This is a genomic window from Streptomyces sp. NPDC034670 (genome assembly GCF_055574875.1).
In genome coordinates, this window is the sequence record NZ_JBVITR010000064.1 from 24,411 (window position 1) to 35,816 (window position 11,406).

Here is an 11,406-nt window from a genome sequence, read left to right on the forward strand (position 1 = left end):
GATGCGCGTATAACGGTCTCGTCATCTCCCCTCCTCCCCCCCCCCCCCCTCCCCCCCCCCCCCCCCCCCCCCCCCCCCCCCCCCCCCCCCCACGCCCCCGTACGGCCGGGCCCACGGGCCGGTCCGCGGCGACCGGCCCGTGCGGCCACGGCCGTCGGGGAGGGGCGGACTGCCCGCGTCCGGGGGGACGCGCGGCTACGCGCTGTCCGCGAGGGCCTCGTAACCGCGCGCACGGGCACAGTGGGCGCAGCAGAAGAACCGCCCGTCGGCCTGGTGTCCGTGCCCGAGGACCTTGCACTGGCAGTTGTCGCAGACCGGCGCCATCCTGTGGGCCGCGCACTCCAGGCTGTCGAACGTGTGCACCGCCCCGTCGATGGTGTGCACCTCGAAGGACAGGGCGTAGTCGTTCCCGCATACCTCGCAAACGGCCATGATGTTCTCCCTTCCCAGCAGTGACCGGGTACCGCGCCGTGCCCGTCGCATGCGGGCCGCCCGCCGGGCGGGGACCGCGTCCCGCCGGCCGCGCGGACGCCTCGCCGGTGCGGGCGCCCCGACGCTCCCGGTGCCGCCCCGCGACCACGAGGTCCTCGGGCCTCGACGAGGAGGCCGTCACCGGTCCGGCTGTGCCTCGCACCGGCCCTCCCCGGTCTCCGGAGGGGGCGCGGGGGACGCGCCGCCCGGTGGGGCCGACGCCTGCGGGTCGATGGTGAGCGTGGTGCACCCGAGAGGTGCGGCGAGGGAGCGCAGCGCGGTGACGGAGAGCCTGATCCAGGGGTGGTCCTGGCCGAGGGCCGCCAGCAGCCGTGCGGGGGTGGTGAAGGCGACGGCCGTACGGCGCCCGCCGGGGGTGCGGAAGAAGCGGGTCACGTAGCAGCGGCCTGTCGGCCGTACGGGCACGTACAGCGGGCCGGTCGGCGCGGGGCGACCGGGCGGGAGTCCCCCGTCCGGTCCGGTGTCTGCCATGGGGGCCTCCGGCCGGCTCGGACCTCTCACGCGGTGTGACACCGGCACGTCGCCGGAGGAGTACGGGCCCCCGGCGCCGGGGCCGCGACGACCGGAGGGGGCCGCGGCCCCGCCGCCCCGGCGTGACGAGGGGCGTCCCCCGCGCCCGCAGTGGTCCGCGGCGGCGGTCCGCCGGACACCCGCGGACGTCCGGCGCGCGAGGGCTCACCTCACCGGGGTGAAATCGCGCGCTCCGACGAACGCGGGCCGCCGTGCCGGTGCCGCGAAGGGCTCCACCGCCGCGTTCTCCACGCTGTTGAACACGATGAACACGTTGCTGCGCGGGTACGGCGTGATGTTGTCGCCGGAGCCGTGCATGCAGTTGCAGTCGAACCAGGTCGCGGAGCCGGCCCGCCCCGTGACCAACCGGATGCCGTTCGGTGCGGACAGCGCGGTGATCGCCTCGTTCGACGGCGTCCCCGCCTCCTGCCGCTTCAGCGACTCCTTGTAGTTGTCCTGCGGAGTCTCGCCCGCGCACCCCAGGAAGGTCTTGTGCGAGCCGGGAATGATCATCAGGCTCCCGTTGGTGTCGTGGTTCTCGGTGAGCGCGATCGACACCGACACGGCCCGCATGCGCGGCAGGCCGTCCTCCGCGTGCCAGGTCTCGAAGTCCGAGTGCCAGGAGAAGCCGCTCGCCCCGAAGCCGGGTTTCAGGTTGATGCGGGACTGGTGGACGTACACGTCCGAGCCGAGGATCTGGCGGGCCGCCCCCACCACGCGCTCGTCGCGCACGAGCGCGGCGAACACCTCGCTGATGCGGTGCACCTCGAACACCGAGCGGATGTCCCGCGATCCGGGTTCGACGACGGCGCGTTCGTCGGCGCGGACCGCCGGGTCCCGGACCAGCCGGTCCGACTCGGCGCGGTGGAGGGCCACTTCGTCCGGGGTCAGCAGGGCGTCCACGACCGTGAAACCGGTGTGCTCGAACTCCCGCAGCGCGGCTCGCCCCAACGGGCCCGGAGCGTCGGGCGCGGACCAGACCACGGGGTCCCGGCGCGGCACCGTCGTCTCGGTCGCGCCGCGGGTCGGGTACGGGTCGGCGGTCCGGCGGTGGTTGTCCAGTGTCGTCATGGTGTCCTCACCCCTCGTCGGTCTCGGGTTCCGTCAGCAGCGGGTAGACGCCGTCCTCGTCGTGGTCCTCCAGCCCGGTCAGGGGCGGGTTGAAGACGCACACGCAGCGGAAGTCGGTCTCGGGCCGCAGGGTGTGCCGTTCGTGACCGTCCAGCAGGTACGTCGTCCCCGGCGTGATCCAGTGCTTCTCGCCGGTCTCCTCGTCGGTCAGCTCCGCCTCGCCCTCGACGCAGAACACGGCCTCGACGTGGTGGGCGTACCACATCGTCGTCTCCGTGCCGGCGTAGAGGGTCGTCTCGTGCAGGGAGAAGCCGGCCCGCTCCCCGGCCAGGACGACGCGCCTGCTCTCCCAGGTGCCGGACGCGCCCTTGACGTGCCGGTCGGTGCCCTCGGTCTCCTTGGAGGAACGGATGATCACGGCGACTCCTCACCTTCCTTCCGCGGCGCGGACGCCCGCCCGCGCGGCCGTCGGCGCGTCCGTGCGGTCAGCGGCCGGGGGACCCGGGCGGGCGCCCGGTCTCCCGCACCGCGCGGCCGAACAGCGCGAGCCCTTCCTCCAGTTCCTCGTCGCTGGTGGTCAGGGGCGGGAACAGCTTGGCGACCTCGTCCCGGGGGCCGGACGTCTCCAGCAGCAGGCCCAGTTCGAAGGCGCGGGCGCACACGGCGGCGGCGCGCGACGGGTCGGCGAACTCCACCCCCCACGCGAGGCCCCGGCCGCGCACGGCGGAGGCGGGGCCCGGACCGTCGGCGACGAGGGCGTTCAGCGCCTGCTCGACCTGTTCCCCGCGCGCCAGGGTCTGCTTCTCCAGCCGGCCGTCGCGCCAGTACTCCTCCAGCGCGGCGGCCGCGGTCACGAAGGCCGGGTTGAAGCCGCGGAAGGTGCCGTTGTGTTCACCGGGTTCCCAGATGTCCAGCTCGGGGCGGAACAGGGTCAGCGCCATCGGCAGCCCGTAGCCGCTGACGGACTTCGACAGCGTCACGATGTCCGGTGTGATGCCCGATTCCTCGAAGGAGAAGAACGCGCCGGTGCGGCCGCAGCCCATCTGGATGTCGTCGACGATCAGCAGCATGTCCTGGCGCTCGCACAGCTCGGCCAGGGCCCGCAGCCACTCGGGCCGTGCCACGTTGATCCCGCCCTCGCCCTGCACCGTCTCCACGATCACGGCCGCCGGGGTGTCCAGGCCGGAGCCCTCGCCCGCCAGCAACCGCTCGAACCACGGGAGGCCGGGCTCCCGGCCGTCCGGGCGGTCGTCGAACGGCATGGGGGTGGCGTGCACCAGCGGAACGCCCGCGCCCGCCCGCTTGAAGGCGTTGCCGGTGACGGCGAGGGAGCCCAGCGACATGCCGTGGAAGGCGTTGGTGAAGAAGACGACCGTCTGCCTGCCCTTCACCTTGCGGGCCAGTTTCAGGGCCGCCTCGACGGCGTTGGTGCCGGCCGGCCCCGGGAACATCACTTTGTACGGCAGTTCACGCGGCGCCAGCACGGTCTCCTGGAAAACCTCGAGGAAATCCCGTTTGGCGGCCGTCGCCATGTCGAGGGCGTGGGTGACACCGTCCCGTTCGAAGTAGTCGACGAGCGCGTGTTTGAGCACCGGGTTGTTGTGCCCGTAGTTCAGGGCCCCGGCGCCGGAGAAGAAGTCGAGATGAGGCCGGCCGTTCTCGTCGTACAGCCGGCTGCCGCGGGCGCGGTCGAAAACCGTGGGCCAGCCCCGGCAGTAACTGCGCACATGGGACTCGAGCCTTTCGAAGACGTCGGAGTCGGACTGTGGAACCGTCATGATGACTCGCTTCTCCCGGAGGACGAAAGGACTGGTGTTCCGAATGCCTTCGACGGCGCCCGGTCATCGGCGCAGCGGCCCGATGCGGTACAGGAACTCGGCCTCGTGGGTGTCGGGAAAGAGATCCGCCGGAAACAGCATGTCCTTCTCGAGGGGTGCCGCATGCCGTTCGGCGAACGACCGGAACAGGGCGTGGGAAGCGGTGTTGCCCGGGCTGACGGTCGTCTCCAGGCGCCGCAGGACGCCGCCTGCCGCCAGCCGTGCGGTGAGGTGGTCCAGCAGGGCGCCGGCCGTGCCGCGCCCCCGCTGCTCCCGGTCCACGGCGATCTGCCAGACGACGAGGGTGTCGGGTCGTTCGGGGCGGAAGAACCCCGTGACGAACCCGACCGGCACGTCACCGGCTCCCAGGGCCACCGCGGACGTGCGTGCGAAGTCCCTGAACCACAGCAGGTAGCTGTAGGAGGAGTTCACGTCGAGCACCCGGGAGTCGCGGGCGATGCGCCACGCCGCCGCCCCGTCGTCGACCGTGGGAACCTTCATGACCGGTGTGTCCATGGAAATACGCCTCACTCCCGCCGTACGGACCTTTCCGCGCAGTCGTCGAGTGGACTTGAAACTCGAATCGGCTCGTATGTCCTGTGCGCCCGGCAGGTGGTCGCCCGGATCGACGGGCCCCTGCTTCGCAACGTGTGGTTCGGGATTCTGTTGTGCGAACGGAAACCGATGAGGGGCGCTCCGGTTTGATGCTACGCCCGCCGGGCGGCGAACGGCGAGGCGAACCGGCGGGTTCGAGCGAGGAGGAAACCGCGGTCCCCTCGATGTCCGCGGTCAAACCCGGCCGGTACGGCCTTGTGGGGGAGCGTTTCTCACGGAGAGTCGGGGCGCGGTGCCGATCCGGAGCGGTCGGGATCGCGGTGCGTCGAGCACCGCGCGGGTGAACCGGTGGGGGAGGCGCGGCGGTTGTCCCCGCCGGCACGGGAGGCGCCGCGGCCGGGGGCGGCCGTGCCGGTCGGGGGCGGCACCGCGCGGGCCGCGGCGATGTCCGGGGCCCCGCCCGGGCGTTGTCCACGAGTCGGCGTACGGGCCGGCTGCGCACCCCTGCCGGCGCCGCGCCGCACGGCCGGCGCCCGGACTTCCCCCGGCGACGGACGCGGCTCCGCACACCGGTGTGCCCGCCCGGGAAGCAAGGGGCGAAAGGCGTGGCCGGGTTGCCCGGCACCACCGAGTCGCACGCGCACCGGGCCGCGACGGCGCGGGGTCCCGCGCCGGGGCAGCCGGCCCCGCACCGCCCGCCCGTCGTCCGTCACGCCATGGTGCCCGCGTCGGTCATCAGGGTGACGACGGCGTCGATCCCCCCTTCGGCCAGGGCCTGGCGCTGCCGGTCCGCGCCGGTGCCCTGCTGCAGCAGGCGGTGGACGAGCGAGGTGATCTCGCGGGTGTCGCCGGCCGTGTCGAGCGCGGGACCGACGTGCTCCAGGAACCGGCTGACGGCGTCGCCGGCGCGGACGCGCCTGCCGCCGGGATCGACGAGGTCCCCGCTCAGACCGTGGCGGGCGGCCTGCCACATGGCGACCCGCACCAGCTCCGGCACCGGGTCCGGCTCCGGGAGACCGGCCGCGCTCTCGCGGAGCGCGGTGTCGACCAGCGCGCGGACCAGGCCGGTGAGCATGACGGCGTCGTCCGTGCGCAGCTGCACGTCCGGGCAGCGGACCTCGACGGTGGGGTAGCGCTCGGAGAGGCGGGCCTGCCAGTAGAGCTGCCCGGTGTCACTGATCACGCCGGTGGACAGCAGCTGCCGCACCCGCAGGTCGTAGTCGGTCTCGTCGGCGAAGCGGGGCGGGACGCCGCTGACGGGCCAGCGGCCGAAGACGATGGTGCGCCAGCTGGCGAAGCCGGTGTCCCGCCCCTCCCACAGCGGGGAATTGGCCGCCATGGCGGTCAGGACCGGCAGCCACTCCCGGATGCGGTTGAGCACCCGCACGCCCGCCCGCCGGCCGGGAACGGCGACGTGGACGTGCATGCCGTTGACCATCTGCTCGGCGACCAGCTGCGGTGCCTGCCGCTGCATGGCGCGGTAGCGGACCTGGTCGGTGACGGGAACCGGCGGGCCCTGCCGCAGCGGCGGCGTGCCGCAGGCCATGATCCGGCAGCCGCACGCCTCCGCGGCCCCGGCCACCGCGTGGCGCAGCCGCAGCAGGTGCCCGCCGACCTCCTTCAGCGTGGCGCACACCGGGGTGACCACCTCGATCTGTGCCTGCAGCAGTTCCGGCTGGATCTCCCGCGCGGTGACGAAGGGCTCCAGGCCGGCCGCTCCCCGCACCTTCTCCGCCAGGGGAACCGGCCGGCCCGTGACCGGGTCGACCAGCAGGTACTCCTCTTCGACACCGACAGTGGTCATCAGCGGCCTTTCGCTCGCCGCGCACCGTCCTGCGCGGAACGGACGCGTTCCGCTCCGGGCGATCACGGCCCCTCGCGCCCGGCAGCGCCCCTGTCTGCTGGAGGGCGTCCCACAAGTTCCGCGATCCGCGCCGCCCAAACGCCGCGGCACCGGCCGGCCGTGGCCGTCCTGACCGGCCGGCGGACCGGGTCAGCTCCCGCCCCGGCGGGCCGCCGTGCGGATCGCCAGTTCGGCCGCCGCCAGGGCGTCGACCGGGGCCGGGTCCCCGAGGCCCGGTACACACACCACCTCACCGGTGTCCAGCGCGGCCAGCGAGGCGTCGACGACCCGGTCCACGGGCATGCCGCCGTCCTCGTGCACGGACCGGTCCCGTTCCGGCACGGGCTCGTCACCGCGCGACCGGTGGAACTCGGTGGCGGTCAGCCCGGGGCACAGCACCTGGACGCGCAGCGGTGTGCCGGCCAGTTCGGCGGCGAGGGTGCGGGTGAAGGTGACCACGTAGCCCTTGGTGCCGCCGTACACCGCGCGCTCGGGCAGCGGGTGCGGCGGCAGCGCGCCGGCGAAGGCCAGCTGCGAGGCCACGTTGACCAGGGTGCCGTGCCCGCGTTCCAGCATGCCCGGGACCGCGGCCCGCGCGAGCGCGGTGAGGGCGAGGACGTTGACGTGGAGGACCTTCGCCATGAGCTCCGGTTCGAGTGCGGCGAACGGACCGTAGCCGTTGATGCCCGCGTTGTTGAGCAGGAAACCGATGTCGTCGCCCGCCGCGCGCCGCGCCACCCGCGCCAGGTCGTCGGGCTCGGACAGGTCGGCCACGAAGGTCTCCACCGCGGTGCCCGTCGTCCCGCGCAGCCGCCGCGCGAGGTCGTCGAGCCGCCGGGCCCTCCTGGCCACGAGGACGGTGTCCCACCCGTGGGAGGCCAGTCGTCCGGCGTAGGCCGCGCCGATGCCGGAGGAGGCCCCCGTCACCAGGGCCGTGCCACGTCGTGTGCTCACCGGTGTGCCGCCCTTCCCGCCGACGGTCCGCGCATGCGGTGATTCGGTGCCGGGTACCCCGGGTGAAGGTCCCGTACCCGGACGAAGCGGGTCCGGCGGCCGGGCTTGGCGACGCGCACGCGGGTTACCCGGCCGGCATGACTGACACACGGCCGCTCGCCCTGGTCACCGGGGCTTCCAGCGGGATCGGATACGAACTGGCCCGGCAGTTCGCGGAGCACGGCTACGACCTCGTGGTCAACGCCGAGGACGAACGACTGGAGGCCGCCGCGCGCGGCCTGCGGGAGACGGGCGCACAGGTACGTCCGGTGCGCGCCGACCTGCGGACCCGCGAGGGCGTGGAACGGCTGCTCGCCGCGGTCGACGGGCTGACGGTCGACGTCGCCGCCCTCAACGCGGGGGTCGGCCGGGGTGGTGCCTTCGTGGACACCGACCCCGCCGACGACCAGGCGGTCATCGACCTGAACGTCACCGCGACCGTCCGGCTGGCCAAGCCGCTGCTGCGCGCCATGGTGGCGCGCGGCGCGGGCAGGCTCGCCTTCACCTCGTCCGTCGCCTCGATGATGCCCGGCCCCTTCCAGCCCGTCTACAACGCCTCGAAGTCGTTCGTGCAGTCCTTCGCCGAGGCGCTGCGCGAGGAGGTCCGGGACACCGGCGTGACGGTCACGTCGTTCCTGCCGGGCGCGACGGAGACGGACTTCTTCCGCCGGGCGGGGATGGCGGACGACACCCGGATGGGCACGTCGAAGAAGGACGATCCCGCACAGGTCGCCGAGCAGGCGTTCAGGGCGATCGTGGCGGGCGAGAAGAAAGCCGTCACCGGGTCGCTGAAGGCCAAGGCGCTCGGCGCGGCGGGGAAGGTGCTGCCGGACGGCATCAAGGCGGCGGCCCACCGGCGGATGGCGCAACCGGGAACCGGCAAGGACGCCGGGTCCCGGAAGTGAGGCGCGCCCGGCCCCGAGGGCCGGTGGCGGCCGGGCGGGCGCCGGCTCACCGGCGGCGTCCGCCCGGAGCGGACCGCCGGACCGGCCCCCGCTCCGGCCGCGCTTCCCGGTGACCGGCGGCGCCCGCCGGCCTCGCGCCCGGGGCGCCGTGCGGTCCCCGGCCCCGCTCCGCGGCACACCTCAGCCGGACCGGGACGCGCGCAGCTCGACGGCCCGCCGGCACGCGAACACCGCGACCGGGACGGTCTGCAGCCAGGTCCACACGGTGCCGGCGGTGGTGAGGCCGGGCCGGCCGAAGGCCAGGACGGCCAGGCTCAGCGGGATCCACGACACGCCGCAGCCGATCACGGCGCGCACGGCTCCGGCGGAGACGCGGGCGCGCCGCGCCACGACCGCGATGCCCGCGCCCAGCACCGGCATCACCGCGCCGGCCGCCGCGACGAACTCCGTGCCCGGGCCCAGCAGCCGTCCGAGCGGACCGGCCGCGGCCGGGCAGCCGGCTCCGACGACGGCCGTGGCGGTGCGGTGGCCGACGGCGCCCGGTCGGCGGTCGAGCTGGAGTACCCGGTGCCGACCGCGGTCCGTCAGCTGCCGCAGTCCGGCACGGACGTCGAGGTGCTCGGACCGCCCGAGGCCGTCCGGGAGGTCTCCCGCGCCGCCGCCGCGCTCTCCCCCCGCACCGGCTGAAGGCTCTCCGCCGGTGCGCCGGCGTGCTCCCGCGGGCCCGCCCGCGGGGCGGCGCCGGGCCCGCCGCACCCCCTGCCGCCGCCGCCCCGCGCGATGGGCGCCGCCCCCGCTGCCGACCCCGCCGGCCGGGGGGCCGTCAGGCGCGCACCGGCGCCCGCTCGTCCAGAAGGCCCTCGCCCCGCAGGTCGTCCCAGAGCCGCGCCGGGATCTCCGCGCCGAACGCCGCGACGTTGCGCCGCACCTCGTCCGCGCTGCGCATGCCGACCACGACGCCCGCCACGGCCGGGTGGCGGAGCGGGAAGGCCATCGCCACCGCCGGCAGCGTCACGCCGTGCGTCGCGCAGACGTCGGCCACGCGACGCGCGCGCTCGATCATCCGCGGCGCGGCGGGCGCGTAGTCGAAGGTGGCGTCCTCGGCGGGGCGGTCCGTGGCGAGCAGACCGGAGTTGAAGACCGACGCCGCGAGAACCGAGACCCCCCGGTCCGTGCACGCGGGCAGCAGTCCGTCGAGGGCGCTCTGGTCCAGGAGCGTGTAGCGGCCGGACAGCATCACCACGTCGACGTCCGTCTCCTCGACCAGCCGGGTCAGCTTGCCGGGGTGGTGCATCCCCGCGCCGATCGCGCCCACCACTCCCTGGGCGCGCAGTTCGGCGAGGGCCGGGTACCCCTCGTTCAACGCGTCCTCGAACCGCTCCTCCGCGTCGTGCAGGAGCAGCAGGTCGACGCGGTCGAGGCCCATCCGCTCGAGCGAGTCCTCCAGGCTGCGCAGCACACCGTCCCGCGTGAAGTCCCACACCCGGCGGTGCGTGGCGGGCACCGCGAAGCTCTCGTCCGTCCGGCCCGCGGGGTCCTGCGGGACCAGCAGCCGGCCGACCTTCGTCGACAGCGTCACCTCCTCCTGGGGCTTGCCGCGCAGCAGGTCGCCGGTGCGGCGCTCGGAGTGCCCGATGCCGTAGTGCGGGGCGGTGTCGAAGTAGCGGATCCCGCTGTCCCAGGCCGCCTCGAGGGCTCCCGCGGCGGTCTCGTCGTCCAGCGGCGCGAAGAGTCCGCCGAGCGGCCCACCGCCGAAGCCCAGCTCCGTGACGTGCACCCGGCTCCCGCCGAGCCTGTTCCGCCTCATCCACCGTTCCTCTCACGCGGCTGGGGACACGGAACCATCCTGCCGTGGCCGGCACCACATCCCCACCCCTGGGTGCCCGGCGATTTCCGCAACACACCACCGACGGCGAACCACCGTGTACCCGCTGCGACTTGACTCGGCTTCCGGTCCTCCGGCGAGGAAGGACCGGAGAAGGAGGGGAGGGGGCACGCCGGGCCGGGTGCGCCCGAGCGCCCCGGCCGGCCGCGGCCGCTGCCCCAGGCCGTGCCGGTCGGCGCGGTGACGCCGCGGCAGCCGGTGCCGGGAGCACGGCCCGGGTGGTCTTGCCGCCTCGCGCCGCGTCAAGGGCGGTGACGCCCTCCGGCAGAGCCCGGGAGGGGCCGGGAGACCAGGATTCTCCTCGTCGAATTCGCGGTGAGGGAGAAGCCGGGGCATTCCCGTTCCCTCCCGGGAAGTGACGCGTTCCATGACCCCCCTCACGTGGCAGCGGCCCGGTGTCCTGCCCGGAAGGCCTGACCCGCGGTGCGACGACCCGCCCGCGGCACGGGGTACCTCGAGAACCGCGCCCGCGCCGGGGCGGCGGTGGGAGTCGTGGTCGTGCCCGCGGCGGGTCGGACAGCTGGCCCGGCACTTCGAGGCCCTGCGGGCGCAGACGTACACGGTGCGGCCGCTGCCCCGGCCCGACCGGCTGCGCTGCTGCTGCCTGCGCAACCGCGGCGGCAGTTTCTTCGGCGCGTTCGAGGAGCACATGGTGCTCCTCCCCGACACGGCCTTCGCGCGCTGCTCGAGGACGGCGGCTCCACCGGCGTGGTCGTCGCCGACGACGACGCGCCGGACCAGCAGGTCGTCTCCGGCGGCACCGGCGCCATCGACGCGCTCGTGCCCCACCTGGGGTCCCGTGGCGTCCGCTGCGTGCGGCTGAACGTCTCCGGCGCCTTCCACTCGCCCCTGATGCGGCAGGCCCAGCGGGAACTCGCCCGCCACGTGGAGGGCTTCGTCCTGAGCCCGCCCCGCGTCCCCGTGATCGCCAACGCGACGGCCCGCCCGCACCCCGCCCGTACGGCACCGCGGGACGGCGGGTGATCTTCCCGATGGTTCGGCGCAAACCGACACGCCGAGTACCGACCCCTGAAATGACGGACTTTCGGTGAGTGCGCAGGTAGGGGGTGTTACGGGTTGAGACCACAACCGTCCGGCTGTCACTAATAGTGGTTGCGGGCCGTCACCGGCTCGCGCCGGGAACGGCCCGGTGCCCCCCGCAACCGGGCCGTACCCGGTCGGCTTGCTGCGCCAGTTCAGAGAGAAGGACGGTGGACGCCGTATGACCCCACCCCCCGCCGGGGGGGGGGGGGGGGGGGGGGGGGGGGGGGGGGGGGGGGGGGGGGGGGGGGGGGGGGGGGGGGGGGGGGGGGGGGGGGGGGGGGGGGAGGGGGG

At 74.8% G+C, this 11,406-nt stretch carries 13 protein-coding genes; 3 read left to right on the plus strand and 10 right to left on the minus strand.

Translation table 11 applies throughout. The annotated features are described in order from the left end of the window. Positions 1–195: 195 nt before the first annotated feature. The 8 genes from ACZ56B_RS29420 to ACZ56B_RS29455 form a co-directional block, all read right to left on the minus strand. Entirely contained in the window at positions 196–432 is a 237-nt protein-coding gene (locus ACZ56B_RS29420) for a hypothetical protein (RefSeq protein ID WP_468797021.1), read from the minus strand. Between the two features lie 177 nt (positions 433–609). After that, positions 610–963: an SAV_915 family protein gene (locus ACZ56B_RS29425; protein WP_468797024.1), complete on the minus strand. Its 354-nt coding sequence runs from the start codon at positions 961–963 to the stop codon at positions 610–612. A 204-nt stretch (positions 964–1,167) separates the two neighbouring features. Next, positions 1,168–2,073, minus strand: coding sequence for an ectoine hydroxylase (gene thpD / locus ACZ56B_RS29430; RefSeq protein ID WP_468797027.1), 906 nt, complete (start codon positions 2,071–2,073; stop codon positions 1,168–1,170). Between the two features lie 7 nt (positions 2,074–2,080). Next, entirely contained in the window at positions 2,081–2,491 is a 411-nt protein-coding gene (locus tag ACZ56B_RS29435) for an ectoine synthase (RefSeq protein WP_468797030.1), read from the minus strand. A 67-nt stretch (positions 2,492–2,558) separates the two neighbouring features. Further along, positions 2,559–3,851 (minus strand): diaminobutyrate--2-oxoglutarate transaminase, encoded by a 1,293-nt coding sequence (gene ectB / locus ACZ56B_RS29440; protein WP_468797033.1) that lies wholly within the window; start codon positions 3,849–3,851, stop codon positions 2,559–2,561. A gap of 63 nt (positions 3,852–3,914) precedes the next feature. Further along, positions 3,915–4,391 (minus strand): diaminobutyrate acetyltransferase, encoded by a 477-nt coding sequence (ectA, locus tag ACZ56B_RS29445; RefSeq protein WP_468797036.1) that lies wholly within the window; start codon positions 4,389–4,391, stop codon positions 3,915–3,917. A gap of 763 nt (positions 4,392–5,154) precedes the next feature. Beyond that, the gene (locus ACZ56B_RS29450; protein ID WP_468797039.1) at positions 5,155–6,249 is read right to left on the minus strand and encodes a carboxylate-amine ligase; all 1,095 of its coding nucleotides are present in this window, start codon (positions 6,247–6,249) and stop codon (positions 5,155–5,157) included. Positions 6,250–6,438: 189 nt separating this feature from the next. Further along, positions 6,439–7,242 carry an SDR family NAD(P)-dependent oxidoreductase gene (locus tag ACZ56B_RS29455; RefSeq protein WP_468797042.1) on the minus strand — a complete coding sequence of 268 codons (804 nt, stop codon included), beginning with the start codon at positions 7,240–7,242 and terminating at the stop codon, positions 6,439–6,441. A 137-nt stretch (positions 7,243–7,379) separates the two neighbouring features. Between ACZ56B_RS29455 and ACZ56B_RS29460 the strand changes: the two genes are divergently transcribed. Next, entirely contained in the window at positions 7,380–8,186 is an 807-nt protein-coding gene (locus tag ACZ56B_RS29460; protein WP_468797045.1) for an SDR family NAD(P)-dependent oxidoreductase, read from the plus strand. A 180-nt stretch (positions 8,187–8,366) separates the two neighbouring features. On the opposite strand, the gene ACZ56B_RS29465 is transcribed toward ACZ56B_RS29460, so the two are convergent. Then, a complete protein-coding gene (locus ACZ56B_RS29465; protein ID WP_468797048.1) occupies positions 8,367–8,606 on the minus strand; it encodes a hypothetical protein in 240 nt (79 codons plus the stop codon). A gap of 105 nt (positions 8,607–8,711) precedes the next feature. Here ACZ56B_RS29465 and ACZ56B_RS29470 point away from each other — a divergent pair, with 105 nt between their 5' ends. Then, a complete protein-coding gene (locus ACZ56B_RS29470) occupies positions 8,712–8,873 on the plus strand; it encodes a hypothetical protein (protein ID WP_468797051.1) in 162 nt (53 codons plus the stop codon). A 136-nt stretch (positions 8,874–9,009) separates the two neighbouring features. Here the strand turns inward: ACZ56B_RS29470 and ACZ56B_RS29475 are convergent, their stop codons facing one another. Further along, a complete protein-coding gene (locus ACZ56B_RS29475) occupies positions 9,010–9,993 on the minus strand; it encodes an aldo/keto reductase (protein ID WP_468797054.1) in 984 nt (327 codons plus the stop codon). 786 nt (positions 9,994–10,779) lie between these two features. Here ACZ56B_RS29475 and ACZ56B_RS29480 point away from each other — a divergent pair. Next, positions 10,780–11,055 carry an acyltransferase domain-containing protein gene (locus ACZ56B_RS29480; RefSeq protein ID WP_468797057.1) on the plus strand — a complete coding sequence of 92 codons (276 nt, stop codon included), beginning with the start codon at positions 10,780–10,782 and terminating at the stop codon, positions 11,053–11,055. Positions 11,056–11,406 lie beyond the last annotated feature (351 nt).